Source organism: Rickettsiales endosymbiont of Peranema trichophorum, assembly GCF_004210275.1.
GTDB lineage: Bacteria > Pseudomonadota > Alphaproteobacteria > Rickettsiales > Midichloriaceae > RICK02.
In genome coordinates this window covers 42735-61065 of the sequence record NZ_SCFA01000079.1, presented here as the reverse complement: position 1 = coordinate 61065, position 18331 = coordinate 42735, and the positions used below count along the sequence as shown (strand labels likewise).

General features: G+C 40.6%; 18 protein-coding genes and 1 other RNA gene. 15 read left to right on the top strand and 4 right to left on the bottom strand.

Annotated elements, in window-relative coordinates; translation table 11 throughout:
- The coding region (locus EDM53_RS04335; RefSeq protein ID WP_207215476.1) for a PD-(D/E)XK nuclease domain-containing protein at positions 1-513 on the top strand (513 nt) is incomplete at its 5' end.
- Positions 510-668 carry a hypothetical protein gene (locus EDM53_RS06370; protein WP_207215475.1) on the top strand — a complete coding sequence of 53 codons (159 nt, stop codon included), beginning with the start codon at positions 510-512 and terminating at the stop codon, positions 666-668. The genes EDM53_RS04335 and EDM53_RS06370, both read left to right, overlap by 4 nt.
- A 132-nt stretch (positions 669-800) precedes the next feature.
- Here EDM53_RS06370 and dapB read toward each other — a convergent pair whose 3' ends face one another.
- Together dapB and EDM53_RS04325 are read right to left on the bottom strand one after the other, a co-directional pair.
- On the bottom strand, positions 801-1613 hold the full coding sequence (gene dapB / locus EDM53_RS04330) for a 4-hydroxy-tetrahydrodipicolinate reductase (RefSeq protein WP_130122439.1): 813 nt from the start codon (positions 1611-1613) through the stop codon (positions 801-803).
- A gap of 47 nt (positions 1614-1660) precedes the next feature.
- The gene (locus EDM53_RS04325) at positions 1661-2227 is read right to left on the bottom strand and encodes an LOG family protein (RefSeq protein ID WP_130122438.1); all 567 of its coding nucleotides are present in this window, start codon (positions 2225-2227) and stop codon (positions 1661-1663) included.
- A gap of 103 nt (positions 2228-2330) precedes the next feature.
- On the opposite strand from EDM53_RS04325, the gene EDM53_RS04320 reads away from it, so the two are divergent.
- The 3 genes from EDM53_RS04320 to pheT are packed head-to-tail and all read left to right on the top strand — an operon-like array spanning position 2331 to position 6296.
- Entirely contained in the window at positions 2331-3029 is a 699-nt protein-coding gene (locus tag EDM53_RS04320) for a phosphatidylserine decarboxylase (protein ID WP_130122437.1), read from the top strand.
- 27 nt (positions 3030-3056) lie between these two features.
- Positions 3057-3842 carry a CDP-diacylglycerol--serine O-phosphatidyltransferase gene (gene pssA / locus EDM53_RS04315; RefSeq protein ID WP_130122436.1) on the top strand — a complete coding sequence of 262 codons (786 nt, stop codon included), beginning with the start codon at positions 3057-3059 and terminating at the stop codon, positions 3840-3842.
- Positions 3843-3866: 24 nt separating this feature from the next.
- Positions 3867-6296: a phenylalanine--tRNA ligase subunit beta gene (gene pheT / locus EDM53_RS04310; protein WP_130122435.1), complete on the top strand. Its 2430-nt coding sequence runs from the start codon at positions 3867-3869 to the stop codon at positions 6294-6296.
- Between the two features lie 439 nt (positions 6297-6735).
- Here the strand turns inward: pheT and mtaB are convergent, their stop codons facing one another.
- A complete protein-coding gene (mtaB, locus tag EDM53_RS04305; protein ID WP_410528560.1) occupies positions 6736-8067 on the bottom strand; it encodes a tRNA (N(6)-L-threonylcarbamoyladenosine(37)-C(2))-methylthiotransferase MtaB in 1332 nt (443 codons plus the stop codon).
- A gap of 105 nt (positions 8068-8172) precedes the next feature.
- Between mtaB and EDM53_RS04300 the strand changes: the two genes are divergently transcribed.
- The 8 genes from EDM53_RS04300 to cutA all read left to right on the top strand — a co-directional run bounded on the left by EDM53_RS04300 (position 8173) and on the right by cutA (position 13975).
- Positions 8173-8949: a pentapeptide repeat-containing protein gene (locus EDM53_RS04300; RefSeq protein ID WP_130122433.1), complete on the top strand. Its 777-nt coding sequence runs from the start codon at positions 8173-8175 to the stop codon at positions 8947-8949.
- Between the two features lie 19 nt (positions 8950-8968).
- Positions 8969-9205, top strand: coding sequence for a hypothetical protein (locus EDM53_RS04295; protein ID WP_130122432.1), 237 nt, complete (start codon positions 8969-8971; stop codon positions 9203-9205).
- A gap of 130 nt (positions 9206-9335) precedes the next feature.
- Positions 9336-10664 (top strand): signal recognition particle protein, encoded by a 1329-nt coding sequence (gene ffh, locus EDM53_RS04290; protein ID WP_130122441.1) that lies wholly within the window; start codon positions 9336-9338, stop codon positions 10662-10664.
- A 181-nt stretch (positions 10665-10845) separates the two neighbouring features.
- Positions 10846-12030: an O-antigen ligase family protein gene (locus EDM53_RS04285; RefSeq protein ID WP_130122431.1), complete on the top strand. Its 1185-nt coding sequence runs from the start codon at positions 10846-10848 to the stop codon at positions 12028-12030.
- Between the two features lie 14 nt (positions 12031-12044).
- Positions 12045-12372, top strand: a transfer-messenger RNA (tmRNA) gene (gene ssrA / locus EDM53_RS04280).
- Between the two features lie 24 nt (positions 12373-12396).
- The gene (locus tag EDM53_RS04275; RefSeq protein WP_130122430.1) at positions 12397-12765 is read left to right on the top strand and encodes a histidine triad nucleotide-binding protein; all 369 of its coding nucleotides are present in this window, start codon (positions 12397-12399) and stop codon (positions 12763-12765) included.
- A gap of 10 nt (positions 12766-12775) precedes the next feature.
- On the top strand, positions 12776-13639 hold the full coding sequence (locus EDM53_RS04270; protein WP_130122429.1) for a lysophospholipid acyltransferase family protein: 864 nt from the start codon (positions 12776-12778) through the stop codon (positions 13637-13639).
- Between the two features lie 6 nt (positions 13640-13645).
- On the top strand, positions 13646-13975 hold the full coding sequence (cutA, locus tag EDM53_RS04265) for a divalent-cation tolerance protein CutA (RefSeq protein WP_130122428.1): 330 nt from the start codon (positions 13646-13648) through the stop codon (positions 13973-13975).
- On the opposite strand, the gene priA is transcribed toward cutA, so the two are convergent.
- Entirely contained in the window at positions 13960-15927 is a 1968-nt protein-coding gene (gene priA, locus EDM53_RS04260; RefSeq protein WP_130122427.1) for a replication restart helicase PriA, read from the bottom strand. The two genes, cutA and priA, sit on opposite strands and share 16 nt — an antisense overlap.
- Positions 15928-16013: 86 nt before the next feature.
- On the opposite strand from priA, the gene EDM53_RS04255 reads away from it, so the two are divergent.
- Together EDM53_RS04255 and EDM53_RS04250 are read left to right on the top strand one after the other, a co-directional pair.
- Positions 16014-17444 (top strand): M48 family metalloprotease, encoded by a 1431-nt coding sequence (locus tag EDM53_RS04255; RefSeq protein ID WP_130122426.1) that lies wholly within the window; start codon positions 16014-16016, stop codon positions 17442-17444.
- 144 nt (positions 17445-17588) lie between these two features.
- On the top strand, positions 17589-18311 hold the full coding sequence (locus tag EDM53_RS04250; protein ID WP_130122425.1) for an outer membrane protein: 723 nt from the start codon (positions 17589-17591) through the stop codon (positions 18309-18311).
- Positions 18312-18331 lie beyond the last annotated feature (20 nt).

The window sequence follows — 18331 nt, the reverse complement described above, 5'->3', positions numbered from 1 at the left end:
ATAGGGTTTGTATATGATAGGATAGTGTCTGAATGGTTCAGCAAAGCAACAAGAGTTGGGTCATACGACAGCTTTGTGAGAAGCTTGATGGATGGTGACATGGAGAGGTTTGAGATGTATATCACAAGCTACATAATGCAAAGCGGTAGCTACTTTGACTTTAATAAGAACACACCTGAGCAAGTATTTCATGTATTTATATTGGGTCTAGTAGTGGGATTGAGAGGAGAGTACTACATACGCTCTAATCAAGAGTCAGGACTTGGAAGGTTTGACGTGGTGATGCTCCCGAAGAGGAGTGGAAGAGCTGGTATCTTGCTGGAGTTTAAGGCAACAGATGATTCGAAGAAGCTGAAGGCAAAGGCGCAAGAAGGGTTGAAGCAGGTAAAAGATAAGCAATATCTGGAGCTATTTAGACAGAACGGAGTGAAAGAGGTATTAGCAATCGGCCTGGCGTTTTGCGGGAAGCAGATGGAGCTGGTATCTGAGAATATGTCTTGTACATTCTCGTGATATTCGGAATTGTTCCATACGCCCTTGGTTACCAGCAACGTGTGGAATATAAAGTGGCCAAGGAGGTGTACGGAAATGACAAAAGAGGGGGGGTGACGAGAGAGGAGGAGTGGTGGAGTTACAGAGGGGAAGTATGGTGGTATTCAGAGCGATGATACCGATGACCATTTTTAAATGATTCAAAATGGATTTTGTGAAACTCGGCTCTGCGCAGGTATTTCAATACGCTTACGCAGCCCCATCCTCAAATCCATTTGCCTGATCCAATCTGAAATTTGATATGACGCCTACTTTGCAATCGATTCAATATAGTCGCTGATACTGTATAATTTTGAAGGAGTTTGCTTCACTAACCAATCAAGAACTGCAAAAGCTCCTTCAGCAAACACCGCACGAGAGTATACAACGTCTTTTAGTTCTAATCTCTCTTCGTTGGAAGCAAAAATTACAGAGTGCTCTCCTACAACCCCACCCCCTCTTAGTACGGCAAATCCTATTCCGTCTTTAGGACGCTTGCCCGATCTGTCAAATATTTTGACGTCATCAAAGTTGAGACATCTACCCTCTGCTGCAGCCTTTCCTAACATTAAAGCTGTGCCAGATGGTGCATCAACTTTGTTACGGTGATGCATCTCAAGAACCTCAATGTCAAATGAGCTGTTCAAAAGCCCAGCCGCTTTCTTTACTAGAAAGGCCAGTAGATTGACAGTGATACTCATGTTCGGAGACCAAAAAAGCTGTGTGCTTTGTGCATATTCCTGGAGTGTCAGCATTTGTCCGCTAGTAAATCCAGTGGTCCCACACACGTAAGCTGTACGCTCTATAGATGCAAGCTTAGCGATGTACAATGAATGCTCAGGTATTGTAAAGTCTATGACGACGTCAGAAGATTTCACAGCATGAACAACGTTATCAGAGCATACAACTCCTATCAAATCCCTTCCAACAACGGCTCCAATATCTCGTCCAACACTAGCATCTCCAGATTGTACAGTGGCAGCAGATACTGTTAGTTGATTCTTAATGTGCCTATCCACTCCAATTCTTGCAAGCTCTAGGCCCATTCTACCCGATATTCCAATAATTCCAACTTTTAGCATGTCGCGGCAAGAGTATAGATGTTTCTAGAGAAAGGTCAGGGGGAGACTTAGGCCTTGATAAGCTGAAATGCCTCTTCGAGTGTTGATACAGTGCTGTATAAAAGCTCAGTCGAACACTTCACAAACTTCTTTTCCTTCAGTTCCTCACACAAGTCAATCAGTTTGTTCCAAAAACCCTTGTAATTCACAAGTATCAGCTTTTTGTCGTGTTGGCGCATAAACTTCAAAACGATAATCTCAAAGAATTCATCCAATGTACCAAATCCACCAGGCAAAATAAAAAACGCGTCGGATCTTGAGATCATTAATTCCTTCCTTTGATACAATGTGTCAACGATCGTGCAGTTTGTAATGTTGTCGTTTAAAGGCTCTACCTCGTTTAGCATCTGAGTATATACTCCAAAGATTTTACCACCGTGAGTATTTACGCCTCTATAAACTTCACCCATAAGGCCGTATGCCCCTCCGCCATATACAAGCTCTATGCCTTCTTGTGCCAACATCTCGCCACACTGAAAAGCCAAGTCCATGTATTCCTGCGATACTATTTTGCTTGCTCCACAAAAAACGCCGATGGCATTGATTTTCCCGATTACCGCTTTAATATCGTTCATTATTTAATGCTCCACTTTTGAAAATCGTTGTATAAAGTTTTGGTGAACTGTGCTAGAAGATACCATAGCATATTCCAATCATCAATGTATATAAAATTAAAATATGATAGAACCTGTAGCAGCAATTTTACCTAGCATTCATAGAGAGGGCTATGTATTTATCATGTCATTTATCTTGGCGACTCTTGTTTGCTTTGCATTCTCAAAAACCATTGGATGGATCGGGATCATCTTGACGCTGTGGTGTGTATACTTTTTTAGAGATCCAGACAGAGTCACACCAATAGACAAATCCTTGATCATAAGCCCTGCTGATGGTCTCGTGCAAGCCATTCAAAAAGCACCGCCGCCACCGGAACTTAACATGGAAGCCAAGGAATTGACTAGAGTTAGCATATTTCTCAACGTCTTTGATGTGCACGTCAACAGAGTGCCTATTTCAGGGGTTGTAAAAAACCTCTCGTATCATCCTGGGAAGTTTTTAAATGCCTCTCTTGACAAGGCCAGTAAAGACAATGAGCGTCAATCAATTTTAATTGAAACAGATGATCGTCAGGAGATCGTTGTGGTCCAGATTGCAGGATTGATAGCTAGAAGAATAGTTTGCAATCTCAATGACAAACAAAAAGTAAAAGCAGGAGCAAGATTTGGAATAATTAGGTTCGGAAGTAGGGTGGATGTCTATCTGCCAGCTGGTATAGAACCGATGGTGCTGGAAGGGCAACGAGTAATCGGGGGAGAGACAGTTCTTGCAAACCTCATTGGTGAACAAAAGAAGCGTCATGGTAAAGTGTATAAATGAATATGCACCAGAATTAATAGGCATTAGATGATCAAAAAAAATAAAATACGGCATAAAGTCACAACAAGCTTGCCGGTTCCCTTGTACAGGCTTATTCCAAATATGATCACGATCTTGGGGTTGTGTCTTGGAATCAGTGCCATAAGGTATGCATTGGACTTGAAAGTCCAAACTGCAGTTGGCTTGATCATCATAGCTGCATTTATGGACGGTCTGGATGGAAGAATAGCTAGATTCTTCAACAGTACAACAAACTTTGGAGCTCATTTAGATTCTTTAGCAGATATAGTAAGCTTTGGCGTGTCCCCTGCAATCGTGATGTATATCTGGTCTTTGCGGGAGATACCTTACCGTGGTATTGGCTGGTCTATAGTACTGTTCTATGTGACGTGCGCTGCTTTGCGGCTAGCTCGATTTAATGTGCAAAGCATAGATAAGACTGTGACCACTAAGATCACTGCCTACGGTTACTTTACAGGTGTACCTATTACCGCTGCCGCAGCTATTAGCTTGATTCCAGTAATGCTTACATTTCAAATGACAAACGAGATATTTGCCCCTTGGTTTAATGGCATATACCTGAGTGCAATAGGCATGTTGATGATAAGTCGCGTTCCAACTTTTTCACTCAAGAACGTCAACATTAAAAGGGAAAATATCACTGTGTTTTTGGTGCTTGCTGGTGTGATAATAGCAGGCGTGCTACTAGAACCTTGGATATTACTGCCAATACTTGGTATACTTTACATACTCCTGATTCCGTTAAGCGTGTTGCGTTATCGTCAGAAAATCAGAGATAACGTCAGTGATTAATGATGTTCAATTGGTCCTAATACTATGAAATTTACACTAAATTGGCTGAAACGTCATTTAAAGACTGACGTGCAGTATCAGATTTTACTTGATAAGCTCTCTGCCATTGGATTGGAAGTGGAGTCCTTTCAGGATCAAGGAGCCGATCATGAACAGTTTTTGGTAGGTCATATACTAGAGGCTGTAGAGCATCCAGAAGCTTCAAAATTAAAAGTATGTAAAGTTAACGATGGTACCAAAACCTTGCAGATCGTGTGTGGAGCACATAATGCTAGACCAGGTATCAATGTGGTTTTAGCACCCATAGGAACTATCATTCCTAGTAATGGAATGAAAATAAAAGCATCAAAGATCAGGGGCGTGGAGAGCCAGGGTATGCTTTGTTCAGCAGAAGAGTTATGTTTAAATAACTTGTTGAATAAGACATCAAACTCCTTGTTACTTGACCAGGTTGATGGAATACTAGAGCTGTCAAGTGATGTGGAAGTTGGTCGGAAGCTCGCAACAGTTCTTGCACTTAATGATGTGATTATAGACATCGCAGTACCATCTAACCGTGGTGATATTGCTTCCGTATACGGTATAGCGAGGGACATATCTGCTGCTATTGGAAAGCTTGTCCACTATCCTCAGCAAACAATTGTCGAGTCATGTCGCAATGATATTAAGATACATATTGACCGGACCACTCAATGTGGCGAGTTTTTATGTCGAAAAATTTCCAATGTGATCGATAGAGGTCAGAACGAGGAATACGTCAAGTTGCTAGGAATGATTGGTTCTGTATCCGATCTACCTTTGGTAAACATTAGCAATTTTATGATGTTTGACTATGGTAGGCCAAATCACATATACGATGCAAATAAAGTGAAGGGTAATATTAGCGTAAGAAAGGCATTGGATGGGGAGCAATTTGTAATGATAGGCGGCAATGAAGTACAATTAGATGCAAGTGTGACGGTTGTTGCTGACGAGGAAAAGGTGCTGTCTGTTGCTGGAGTAATAGGAGGGGAGCTAAGTAAAGTGGATGCTCATACAAAAGATATTATTGTAGAAGTTGCAGATTTTAGTCCTTTGGAGGTAACTACTGCGAGACGGTTTCTTAACATGATGACTGAAGCAGCTTATAGATTTGAAAGGCGAATTGATGCAGCAAACTCGTCATTCTTTATGGACATCATATCAAGGGCGATACTTGACCAGTGTGGAGGAGAGCCATCAAATGTCGTGACAGCAAAAGGTCAGCGCGTTGAATATGTAGCTGAGATACTATATGATCACAGCAGATTTGAAGCGTTGGTAGGCTACAATATCTCAAAAGACCTGGCAATATCAATACTGGAAAGGCTTGGCTTTGCTTGGAAGCAAAGTGAAGGCATGTTGAGGCTGCAGATACCTTCATGGCGTTTAGGTGACATAACGCGCCAGGAAGATATTGTAGAAGAGATATTGAGGATACACGGCTTTGAAAATTTGCCATCTGCTGACTTATCCGTACAGTATAAGCACCTGAGTGAATACCAAAGATCAAACTTATATCTAAAAGAAACTTTTCTAGATAGAACCAGAGGTGTTTTAGCTTCAAGACGCATGACCGAGGTCATCACCTGGTCTTTTGCAGATGAAGAAGGGGTGAAAGGCCTAGGTTATAAGGAATGCATCAAATTAAAAAACCCTCTAACAGCTAATTTAAAAGTGATGCGCCCTACATTGGTGCATAATCTTTTACAGCTTGCACATAAAAATCTCTCCAGAGGTACCGATAATTTCAGCATCTTTGAGGTAGGGCATGTTTACTTAGAATCACTAGAGGAATACCAAATGTGCTGTATAGCAGGAATTAGAGTTGGGAACATTCTAGAAAAAAATGTGCACACTGATAGTAGGCCAAATGATTTTTATGATGTTAAGGGCGACATTTATGCAATCTGTAATACGGCTGGCTTAAACACCGAAGCCTTGAGCATAGCTAGAGCCGATAGTCAATATTTGCATCCTGGTAAAAGTGCAACCATGTGTATAGGCAACAAGTTGATAGCAGTGCTAGGTGAAATACATCCGATGACCCTTAAGCGTTACGATATTCATCAAAATATTGCGGTATTTGAGCTGTTTGTAGATCGCTTGCCTATTTTCACTCCAAAGTTACCACGAGCTCAATTACAACTTTCTGATTTACAATCCGTTACTAGGGACTTTGCTTTTGTAGTAGATGACAAGCTGGAGTGCGCTAATATTGTAAAGATCATAAAGTTGGTGAACAAGGACTTAATTGAAAAGGTGACTTTGTTTGATGTGTACGTGGGCTCTGGTATTCCTGTAGGCAAAAAATCTGTGGCAATATCGGTGAAGCTACAACCGAGAGTAAAAACGTTATCTGAAGATGATATTCAAGATGTTTCTAAGCTGATCATCGATAAAGTTGTCAGTACATTTGGAGCGACACTACGATAGCTATACTTTAGTTCCTGATGCCTGTGAAGAGCTGTATCTTTGAATATTGCGTGGCGAATTTCGGAAAATAATAGCGTTAAAGAGCCTGCAATGGAGTCACCCTTTTGCGAGGGAAGTGAAAGCGTTAGTGAAAACGACGCAATATCAATCTCACATTCTTAGAGCATGTCTGCAAATTAATTGTTGTTGGCAAAGGGAGATGGATGCCCGTTTTCACGGGCATGACAAAGGGGGAGCAGGCATGACAAGGGGGGAACGGGCATGACAAAGGAGAGTGCATGGAGTGATAGAGCAGACCCACCAACATATCTCATACCAAGCTTCAGATTAAATCAGGCAAATGGATTTGAGGATGAGGCTGCGTAAGCGTATCGCAATACGTGCGCAGAGCCGAGTTCCACAAAATCCGTTTTGAATCATTTAAAAATGGGACGAGCTCTTAGACAAGAGAACATATCAGTGAATGGTCCGAGTATCCCTCAACGATAGCAGCACAAATGTTTTTGACTTCCTGTTTATGATCGCTTTGGATTGTGACCTTGCTAAAGTCCTCCGCTCTACCGGATATGCAGTACGTCTTATCATTCTGCACCACTTCCTCTACTACTATATTTACTCTTTTTCCTATCTGAGACGATAAGTGATTTCTTAAAATCACTGCCCCTAAAGCTCTTAGCCTCTGTACACGTTCTTTTTTAATGGTGTTCTGTACTTGAGGCATTCTAGCAGCTGGTGTATCGTCCCTTTTGGAATAAGGGAAAATATGTAAATATGGAATTTGTACCTCTTCTATCAAATTATATGTGTTTTGAAACATCTCATCGCTCTCGGTCGGAAAGCCTACTATAATGTCAGCTCCAATCGCTATATTTGGCCTCAGAGACCTGACTCGCTCACAAAAGGCTTTGACCTGTTCGCGTGAGTGCCTTCTTTTCATCCGTTTTAGTATTAAATTATCCCCAGATTGTAAACTTAAATGCAAATGTGGCATTAATCTTGGCTGATGCTCTATAAGATGAAATAGCTCATCGTCTATTTCCCCAACATCTATAGATGAGAGCCTCAACCTCTCCAGCTCAGGTACATGCTCCAATACTTTGGTTATCATATATCCAAGCGAAGGTTGTCCAGGTAGGTCCAATCCATAGTCCGTAATGTCGATGCCGCTTAGTACTATTTCTTTGTAGCCAGCTGATACAAGCCTTTGACATTGTGACACTACCTCTCCGACACCAACACTTCTGCTATTACCTCTGCCGAAAGGTATCGTACAATATGTACACCTGTGATTGCAGCCATTTTGTACTTGTATAAAAGCACGAGAATATCCGTCTATATTATCCACGAGATGATGTGCAGTTTCTTGAATCGACATGATATCGTTCACTATTACTCTTTCTACATCATCTTCCCAGAGCTGCTTAGAGCTTTCTTGATGAACTGTTTCATATGTTTTTGCTTGAATCTTCTCCTGGTTGCCTATTACAAAGTCTACCTCCGACATTTTAGAATACTGTTCCGGGTTTATTTGCGCCGCACATCCCGTCACCACTATTTTAACGTTTGGCTTATCCCTTTTAGCCTTTCTAATGGCTTGGCGTAACTGTCTTTCTGCTTCTGCAGTTACTGCGCATCCATTAAATATAATGGTGTTAGACAGTCCAGACTGACTTGCCAATTTTTTTATGACTTCGCTCTCGTAGGTGTTTAATCTACACCCAAATGTAACTACTTCCAGTGTCATTTTGTTGTCGATGATTAAGGCTGATATCAAGTGTATATCACAAATAAATATTTAAATCATTCTTATTAAGGTCTACAAAATTGTCAGTCTATATGCTAAATTGATTGTAAGGGGTTTTAACGTCAAAAAACAATGGGTCAACGCAAAGAAATAGGAGCTGAAGAGCGAGCTGGGCTGTTTGATCTATATATTCAACAAAGGGGGAGCATGAAGCTAAGCAGAGATGACTTAGTCTATTGCATAGAACACTTTAGGGGAATTAGAAAAAACTGCTCTATATCTGGCAAGCTGAAGATATCTGATACAGATCTGAGCGGCGAAGATATCACAGGCATTGATATTTCAGGGCTTGAGCTAAATGGTGTGAAGTTTAACAATACCAAGGTGGATGTCGATCAATTTACATATATACTAAATTACGTAAGGCTTGGTCTGACCGATATTTCAAATATCAACATCTTTGGATTAAATCTGTCGGGTGTTGATTTATCGGGGGTAGATCTCAGCAAAATATCTCTGAAAGGTGTGAAATTGGATAAAACGAGTTTCTTATCGATTAGAGAATCTCTACAAAGCAGAGCAATGTCTATAGAAGGGGCGGATCTCAGCAATATTAACCTGAGTGGCGAATACATAGTAGACCTTGAAGTGGGTATGGCCCAATACTGCTATGTGGATCTAAAAGGCATCAACTTTAATAATGTAAATTTAGTAGGCGCCGATCTATCTGCCACGTACATCAATGACGCAACATTTCAATATGCTAATTTGGAGAATGCCAAGATCATAGCATCTTATGCTACAAGGGCTAATTTTACTGGAGCGAAATTAGCAAACGCTGTACTGAAGCATTCAAATTTTGCATATGCGATCTTTGATAAGGCAGATTTAACAAGAGCAATTATTTAATTGATGGTGGATACTGAGGATGGATTTCGCTAAACATGCTGATAGCCTTTATACAAAGGCAACAAACTTTGATGAAGCCAGTTTCAAAGATGCTACGATGAAAGACCTTCAGAATGCAACTGGTGCATTTTTAACAAAGCAGCAAAGCCTTGGTAAGGAAGAGGGTGGTTGGTTATGGCAGGCCATACACAATTTGTTTACAAAAAGACCAACAAAGGGAGATGCTGATAAAATACCCCCTTCTTTGAGTTTGTGAAGCTAAGTCTAAAAGCGGTGCAGATGAATCGACCAGTTGACAGATATTGTAAACAGTGTCAACTTAGCCGTGTCTGTGTTGCAGCTTTAAAGCAACCGTTTTGGATAATTAGTTAATATTGATATTGTATATGTTCTCACTGCTTAGTGATAGTTTGTCAAAACTTTTTCAAAAGCTAAAAAGCAAAGGGGTGCTGACTGAAAAAGACATAGACGACGCAATGAGAGAAATTAGGCTCGCCTTGTTGGAAGCTGATGTCGCACTGCCGGTTGTCAAAGAGTTAATCGCGAACGTCAAAACAAAAGCTATAGGACAGGAAATCGTTAAAAGTGTTGCACCAGCTCAAATGGTGGTCAAAATAGTTAATGATGAGCTTGTCAATATTTTAAAAAGTGATGATCAGTCAATTAACGTGGGAGGACAAGCCCCTGTTGTCATTATGCTTGTTGGTTTGCAAGGAGCAGGTAAGACCACTACAGCTGTGAAATTGGGAGCATTCCTAAGAAAAAAGCTGAAAAAAAAGGTATTGTTAGCATCACTAGATGTATACAGACCTGCTGCAATCGAACAGCTTCAGATTTTGGGCAAACAAGTCGAGATTGACACTTTTGAAAGTGATAAAAACTTACCCGCACTTGAAATTGCAAAGAGTGTACTGCTCGAATCAAAACAAAAGGGATATGAAGTATTGATACTTGACACAGCCGGTAAGCTTCATACTGATCCTGTCGCAATCAATGAATTGCAGCAAATAAAAAAGATGGCCGCCCCTCTGGAAACATTCCTTGTGGTTGATGCCTTAACAGGACAAGATGCTGCAAATATAGGAAAAGTCTTTAATGAACAGCTAGGAATCACCGGAATAATACTAACAAGAGTAGACGGTGATGCTAAGGGTGGTGCTGCACTTAGTTTGAAGATGATTACTGGTGCTCCAATCAAGCTGTTGGGTGTTGGTGAAAAGATCAGTGAATTAGAGGAATTTCATCCAGAAAGAGCAGTATCGCGAATTTTAGGGATGGGCGACATCGTGTCCCTTGTGGAAAAGGCATCATCACTAGTTAACGAAGAAGATGCCTTGACTATGACTCAAAAGATGCGTCAAGGTCGTTTTGATCTGAACGATTTAAAAAGGCATCTGAAAAATATGAAGAAGATGGGGGGAATAGCATCCTTGTTATCGATGCTACCAAAGCTTCCGGGGATGAGCTTGCCAACAGAGGGAGCAGTGGGTGATGATGCCTTTAAACGCATAGAGGCTATAATAGACTCCATGACGGAGCTTGAAAGACAAGAGCCAAAAATATTGAATGCATCTAGGAAAATTAGGGTTGCGAAGGGCTCTGGAACTAGCGTACAAGACATTAACAGACTTTTAAAGCAGCATTTGGCAATGAGCGACATGATGAAAAGATTTAGTAAAATGGACCCAAGAAGGTTAAAAGACATGTTAAAGTAATGGAGTGATGTTGTTTAGGCAAGCGCCCTAAAACAATAAAGAGGAGATGTAATAAATAGAAAAAGGAGCAATATCATAATTTTTGATTGGTAAATAGGTAGTGTACAATACAATGTGTCAAGCCAATAAAGACGTGAGTGAGATTAACAAAAAGAAACGAACGCTTTATTGGTAGAAAGTAATGATTCCGCTATGTTTTCTGCTGTTACCGATTGCTGGAGTTCTAGGTGCACTATCGCTATCAGTCTTTTTTGTGTTTGTGATCTGTGGTGCATTGTACACCAGGGACTTGAAGCTGCTTGATTATAGGGTGCACATTCTGTTTTTATGTTCCGTCGTCTTGCTTTTTTGTTGTTTTTCTTACATTACACCTTACACAAGCGTTGTTGACTATGCTAGGGTTGTAGCAATTGCATACCTTGGATTTCTTCTTGCCTCCTCCACTATTAGCAATGGTCTTGCGCTGTTACAATCAGAGAAGATAATAAGATATTTTGAAATAGGTTTTATAATAACCTTGATTTGTTGCTTTATAGAGCAACATTGTGGTGGCATGGTCATTAGACTATTTCATGAGATTTTCTCAACAAGAGTAGAGAAGTCATTATACTTAAGGACCGACTTAAATCGTGGTATGACTTTTTTATCGATGTTAGTATGGGTCATGGTATATCGTTACTATTGTCGTCGCGCATTTGTGAAGATAGGGCTTGTATTGGCGTCAACGCTCTATGTTATAATGTATTCTGAAAGCGAAGCTGCAAAAGTAGCTTTGTTGTGTAGCACCAGCATAGTGTTATTCAGCTCCATATTTCTCAGAAGATTTCATTATCTGTTTTTTATCTGCTTTGTGTCGTTATCGTGTTTGACACCATTTATCATCATGTCGATAATAGAAAACCCACAGTGCGATTTCTTATGGTCGCGCCTCCCCCAGTCGTGGCAGCATAGATTGTATATCTGGACAGATGTTTTAAATCTGATATCCATCAAACCTTACTTTGGATGGGGGTTTGGTAGTTCCAGAATTTTTGCAAAGCTTGGGGATATACTAATATTGCCTGCATCAAATACTATGGGATTGTTCTCATCGCACCCACATAATGCCGTACTTCAAGTGTTATTAGAAGTTGGAATAGTCGGCTCCATTACATATACTGTGATGTTTGCATATATAATGAATAAAATTAGGCTGGTATTTCCAATCGACGCGCAGCCATTTGTTTACGGTATACTGAGCGCCTACATCCTGGTTTCTCAGTGTAGTTATAATATTTGGGCTGCTTGGTGGTTGTCTGCCCCGTTTATAGCTGTTTATTCGCTGCGTATGGCTGTAATGGCAAAAGACCGCGAACAGTCAGCCTAAGTTTACAAAATTACTACTTGAACAATCTTCGATTCTGACGGTATAATGTGAAAGTCAGCGATGACTATGGTAATAAACACTATCTATAATAGGTATTTTGGACTCGGGGGCAGTACCCGACGCCTCCACCACATTTATTCGGGGGCGAAACAGCTTCGACAGATGCTCAAAAAGGTAGACACTTTACTCAGTTTGGTCCGGCTGTAATAGGCTAAAAATAAATAAATGCAAACTTGAACAAAGTTGTAGCAAACGATAATTGGGTACCTACTGCTGCTATGGCGGCCTAAGTACAAGGTTATCGAAGCGGTGTGGGACTACCGGGCAACAGAAGTGTCCCATCAGTTTATAAAATGAGGAGGTGTTATGGCATATAATTCGGACAATATTTTTGCGAAAATTATTAATGGATTATTGCCATCTAACAAACTATACGAGGATGAGCACGTACTGGTGATACGTGATAAGTATCCCGTGGCCCCTGTACATGTTCTGGTGCTTCCCAAAGCTCAGTATGTCTCATTTGATGATTTTGTAGCAGGTGAGACACCTGAGACGATTGCACATTTTTTCAAGATAATAAGAAAAGTTGCACATGATTTGAATATCGGAACAAGTGGCTATAGACTCATTACAAATCACGGTAGGGATGCTGTACAGACCGTACCACATTTCCACGTCCATATCCTTGCTGGCAAGAATCTTGGAAATCTGATACCGGAATCAGCAAATTGAATTCCCAAATATGTTGAAACATGCGTTACATGTATTGGAAGCATTTTTTGTGTATCTGTTCTTTTACGCCTGCAAACTCCTGCCTATGGCTTTTGCATCATATGCCTGTGGTAAGCTTTGTCAGTGGATAGGGCATTATACCAAGGTTAGTAAGGTAGCTGACGTAAATTTGATGAGGTGCTTTCCCAATTATAGCGAGGCAAAGAGGAGAAATATCATACAGCAAATGTGGAATAATCTAGGACGTATGATTGGTGAATTTCCACATTGGTATAAGATGAGCTCCAAGGAGTTTATGAGCAGAGTAAAAATAAATGATATCAGCGGTGAAATTTCTAAAGGTGGTATATTGGTGTCAGCACACTATAGCAATTGGGAAATACTACCTAGAGTGCTGCAGGAAATGAACCTCAAGGTGCATATCATACATAGAAAAGCAAATAATCCATATGTCGATGCATTCATAAACACGATACGTCAAAAAACCGGTGTCACACTGCTTAGAAAAGGTCTGGTTGGAGTCAAAGAAATAGTAAAAGCATTGAAGGCAGGTCATAGCGTCGGTATGTTGGTTGATCAAAAGACGAACAACGGTATAGATGTGCCATTTTTCGGTATTCCAAGTAAAACTACTGCAGCTCCCGCTAATCTTGCTATCAAATTTAACATTCCAATATTTTTAGCGTATGTTAAAAGAACTGGTGATGGAAACTACCAAGTAAATATATTGCCACCTTTGAAATTTTCAGAAGGTGCAGATGTACTGTCTGTAATGTCCCAGATTAATAGGACCATAGAGGAGTGGATACGAGAAAGTCCCTCCGATTGGTTTTGGGTTCACAGACGTTGGAATAAATCCTTGTATTGTTCGTGAGGAGCTATGGAAGCAGTTGTACTGTATGTGCCCTGTTCAAACAAAAGTGAAGCTGTGAGGATAGCGGAGCACTTGGTAGGTAGTAGGTTAGCTGGATGTGTAAATATCATCGATAATGTGACGTCTATATATAGGTGGAACGATACTATAGAAAGGTCTCAAGAGTGTTTGCTAATCGCTAAAACCACAAAAGAGCTTGTAAAAGCAGCATCTGATGATATTTGCAAAATACACTCATATACCACCCCATGTATTGCAGAGATAAGCCTGAGCGGTCTAAACGAAGTGTTTGGGCAGTGGCTTATAGGAGCGTTGGGCGATCATAAAAAAGAGTGAGGATCGATGTCGACTTTCACTTGTACAGTCTTTGGTAACGTAAGGCAAGTGAGCCATTGTCGAATGATCTTTTGCATATTGATGTTGGAAGGTGATTTAACAAGGAACCGATACCTATAGCGTTTGCGAACCATAAAGATTGGTGCTGGTGTTGGTCCCAGAATGGTAATGTTGTGGTATTCCGGTATGTGACTAGACAGCAAATCAGCAGTTTGGGCGCAAGTGGATTCATCAAATGCTTGTACTGTTATGAGGGCTAGCTTGGCAAACGGGGGCATTTCTGCTACTTTCCTGTCGTTTAGTTCTGTAGCATAAAATGCCTCCCTATCTCCAGATATAATCTGGTTGATCAGCATACTCTCTGGCTCATATGTCTGTATATACACGACACCCTGAGTACTCTCCCTACCAGCTCTGCCAGATACCTGCTGAAATAATTGATAAGTGCGCTCCAGTGCTCTAACATCACCACCGTTTAATTTTTTATCGCACTCTATAATACCCACAAGGTGAAGACCAGGGAAATGCAGCCCTTTTGCTGTGAGCTGCGTGCCTACTATAATGTCGATATCACCTTTGATAATAGAGTCGATCTTTTGTTGAGCATCTTGGTGATTTTGGATGGTGTCGCTCGTAAAGATCTCTACTCTTGCATTGGGTATCGCTTTTTGTACTTCCTCTGCGATTCTTTCTACTCCAGGTCCGAAGGCGATCATTTTGGCGCTTGAGTCGCATACAGGACACTCTGTCACCTTATCTATGGTATGCGAACAGTAGTGGCATTGCAATACCCCTTTCTTTTTATGCTCTACCATAAAAGAATTGCAGTTGGTACATTCTATCTTGTGTTTGCACTTAGCACAGATTGTAATTGGAGCATAACCCCTCCGATTTAAAAAAAGTAACGACTGCTTCTTTAAATTGAGTGTATTAATCAACTGTTGTCTTAAAGTAGGCGAGATCCACATGTTATGTCTCATGTGCTCTTTGTTTAAATCTATCACTTGTGTCAAGGGGAACACCGCTTCGCCGTATCTAGATTGCAAAAATACCTTGTGGTATCTACCGCTTTGAACGTTGTATGCAGTCTCTATAGATGGTGTTGCAGAAGCAAGTAAAATTGGAATGTCATCTATCTTGGCTTTCACAATTGCCATATCTCTTGCGTTGTATGTCACTCCTTCCTCCTGCTTGAATGAGCTATCATGTTCTTCATCTACAATGATAAGCTTGAGGTGAGCAAATGGTAGAAATAAAGCGCTTCTGGCTCCTACTATAAACTGTGCATTACCAAGTCGAATATTATGCCAGTATGAGTATTTTAAGCTTTGTGAAATACCAGAGTGCCAAACGACGGGTTTGATGCCTAAGGTGCTTTCAAAGCGTTTAATGAGCTGTGTCGCAAGTGTGATTTCTGGAAGCAATATTAATGCTTGACCTCCACGTTTTATGACGTTTGATAAACATTCCAGGTAAAGTTCTGTTTTGCCTGAGCCAGTCACACCGTCTATCAATGTCACTGAATGCTGGTTATTTGACAAACGCTCCTTAATCGATTGGAACGCTGTGTTTTGTTCTGTGCTTAATGTAATGGTTTTGATAGTTGAAAGATCTGTCATCAAAGATCGAAAGCTCTTGTCTAGCTTTTTATTACCACCTAGTACCATTTTAAAAATAGCTTCAGCGGAGGTCACATTGTAGTTTGCTACCCACCTCATAAATTGAAGCATATTAGCGCTGAGGATCTGACCTTCATAGACATTAGATATATCACGTATCTGAAAGTCGGGAAGATCGTGTACTTCTTCTACAACACATCCTATTACGCTCTTGTTTTTAATCGGTACTTCGACAATTTGTCCGACTTGTAGTTTTAAGCTTGTGGTATTTCTGTATGTCAATGGTCTGCTGACGTTCAGAGGTAACAGTATTGAGAGTAATTGATTCGACATCTATTTTTATAATTTTTATAACTAATGCATACGTGGTATAACACAATCATATAGTGTTACTTTCACAAGTCAAAACCTTAGGCAGTATGCGGTATTTTCTCGTATTGATTTTCGTCTGTGTATTCACGTTCAAAGCATACGCAAAGTCTATCATTATAGATGATGAGATTGAGTCTACACTGTTACATATAGCCCAACCAATCTTCAAAGCTGCAGGGCTTGAGTATCAAGGACTCAAAGTGATCGTAATAGACGACACCAGTCTAAATGCGTTCGTGAATAACAACAAGATGATCTTCGTCAATACCGGCACCCTAACATTTTCAGACGATCCAGATGTGATAGCAGGCGTAATCGCCCACGAATGCGGTCATATAGCGCTGGGTCACCTTGCTGATAGGAGGGACAGACTAAAGGATGCTACAAGAAGTATGATGAGCAGTATGCTGGTTGGAGTGCTGGCTGGCCTTCTTACGAAAGAACCTGGAGTTGCTGTAGGTGGCTCAACGATTGCAGGTCATGCCATCAATATGGACTTACTAAAGTATTCTCGTGCTCAGGAAGCTCAAGCTGACGCAATGGCGGTAAAATATTTGGCCAAGGTACATGTTAGCACAGGAGGATTGATAAAATTGCTAAAGTATTTCAATCAAAATGAAAGAACGTTTTTTAAAGAGGATAGTCCATATTTAAGAACTCACCCAACATCTCGAGATCGTATAGAAGATCTTAAGGCTAGTATTGCTAATACTATGGTTGTAGAAGGCACTACAGGAGGCGGGAATGATCTGATGGCTCCAAAACATCAAACATCTCGAGATCGTGTGGCAGATGGTAAACCCCATCCTAGAGGCATCGCAATTACAAGGGAAGCCTTAAGAGAGCGCTATAAAATGATGGTTGCAAAGATCATAGGATTTACTGAACCCTTTGAGAAGGTGAGGAGAAAGTATGGTGTTAAAGGTGGATCCACTCTTTCTGAAGAGGGTACTTATGCTCTTTCTATAGCGCACTTTAAAAAAGGGGATGTTAGCAAAGCTTTGACCTTACTTGATATTTTGATCTCAAAATCACAAGGACTGAATCCTTATTTTTTGGAATTGAAAGGACAGTTTCTCTTTGAAAGCGGTAAAGTTGAGCTCGCTATTCCATATTATGAAAAAGCCTTAAAGCTGAGGCCAGCATCTGATATCTTTAAGGTGGAATTAGCCTATGCTCTTTTAACTCACAGTAAGAAAGAGAACGTCAATAGAGCTTTACCTCTTCTACAGACCGCTATAGAACAGGACGTAGACAATATGATTGCATGGCAATATCTTGGGGTTGCACTAAAGACGTTGAGGCTGAACAATGAGAGCAGCCTAGCTTTTGCTAAAGCAGCGATATTGAGTGGGGATCGTGTGACAGCGCAAAAATTTTTAAATAGCATCAAACAGGCCAACGGTGTTTTTCCGAACTTCAAGCCATTTTATAGAAATGCTTTGGAGTCTGTGTTGACAGATATAAATGAAGGTTAATCTTAATGTGCGCTAGATAATGTGATATCTGCTATAATTCATAATATATCTGCTCTAAGTGTGTTGATGTTTTAATATTTTTGCTCTAACATCAAAATATACGGTGTAAGCCAAGATTAAACTCAGCTGATTTTTGAGGGGGATATGTCAGTGCGGTGTTTAAAGATATACCTGTTTTTGTGGTGTATATCCATCTGTCCTATATACAGCGCCGCCAAGGAAAGTAGATATGTAGCTCTGCAAATAGGTAGAGGGATGCAGACTAATAAAGTCGATGTGATTTGGAGATTCTACGAGGCAGGCCCAGTTACCTTTAGAAAGGAGAGGCTAAAGTCTAGCTCGGTATACGACATAACTCTAGGCCAAAAGGTTGCAGAGAACACATACGTAGAAGGAGAAGTCTCCTATTCCCCAAAGCACAAATTCACCAAAAAAGTCTCAGGTTCCGCAGGACACACTCCTCTCTTTGATAGACTAAGCGCTAAGATACAAAGCACTAGTGTATTCTTTAACGTCAATCGCCACATTACTAGTGCACAGTATAATGTGTCAAAATGTGTCAAGATAACACCATTTGTGCTTGTGGGTGCAGGGATTGCTTTTAATAGAGTTGGTGTAACACATGATGTGGATCAGCATGACGATACTGTTGAACTGAAGGGTGCAAGTACAGAGCAATTTGCTTGGCAGGTTGGTGGTGGAATTCTTGTCTCTATCAAGGAGAGACTAAATATGGTTATATCGTACAGATATAGAGACTTAGGTGCTCTAAAGGCAAGTCATTGCCCTTCTTTGGATCATAGGGAGCATCTGAAGGGTAAGCTACGGTTATCAACAGTGTTAATTGGTGTAGTATATAAATTTTAATTTCAACAAGGAGTGCGAAC

Bases quoted from the DNA above. Each gene is read 5' to 3' on its own strand.
- priA (WP_130122427.1), bottom strand. From the start codon at position 15,927: ATGTCGAATCAATTACTCTCAATACTGTTACCTCTGAACGTCAGCAGA.
- EDM53_RS04250 (WP_130122425.1), top strand. From the start codon at position 17,589: ATGTCAGTGCGGTGTTTAAAGATATACCTGTTTTTGTGGTGTATATCC.
- pssA (WP_130122436.1), top strand. From the start codon at position 3,057: ATGATCAAAAAAAATAAAATACGGCATAAAGTCACAACAAGCTTGCCG.
- ffh (WP_130122441.1), top strand. From the start codon at position 9,336: ATGTTCTCACTGCTTAGTGATAGTTTGTCAAAACTTTTTCAAAAGCTA.
- EDM53_RS04270 (WP_130122429.1), top strand. From the start codon at position 12,776: ATGTTGAAACATGCGTTACATGTATTGGAAGCATTTTTTGTGTATCTG.
- EDM53_RS04255 (WP_130122426.1), top strand. From the start codon at position 16,014: ATGCGGTATTTTCTCGTATTGATTTTCGTCTGTGTATTCACGTTCAAA.
- dapB (WP_130122439.1), bottom strand. From the start codon at position 1,613: ATGCTAAAAGTTGGAATTATTGGAATATCGGGTAGAATGGGCCTAGAG.
- EDM53_RS04285 (WP_130122431.1), top strand. From the start codon at position 10,846: ATGATTCCGCTATGTTTTCTGCTGTTACCGATTGCTGGAGTTCTAGGT.
- cutA (WP_130122428.1), top strand. From the start codon at position 13,646: ATGGAAGCAGTTGTACTGTATGTGCCCTGTTCAAACAAAAGTGAAGCT.
- EDM53_RS04275 (WP_130122430.1), top strand. From the start codon at position 12,397: ATGGCATATAATTCGGACAATATTTTTGCGAAAATTATTAATGGATTA.
- EDM53_RS04300 (WP_130122433.1), top strand. From the start codon at position 8,173: ATGGGTCAACGCAAAGAAATAGGAGCTGAAGAGCGAGCTGGGCTGTTT.
- EDM53_RS04325 (WP_130122438.1), bottom strand. From the start codon at position 2,227: ATGAACGATATTAAAGCGGTAATCGGGAAAATCAATGCCATCGGCGTT.
- EDM53_RS04295 (WP_130122432.1), top strand. From the start codon at position 8,969: ATGGATTTCGCTAAACATGCTGATAGCCTTTATACAAAGGCAACAAAC.
- EDM53_RS04320 (WP_130122437.1), top strand. From the start codon at position 2,331: ATGATAGAACCTGTAGCAGCAATTTTACCTAGCATTCATAGAGAGGGC.
- pheT (WP_130122435.1), top strand. From the start codon at position 3,867: ATGAAATTTACACTAAATTGGCTGAAACGTCATTTAAAGACTGACGTG.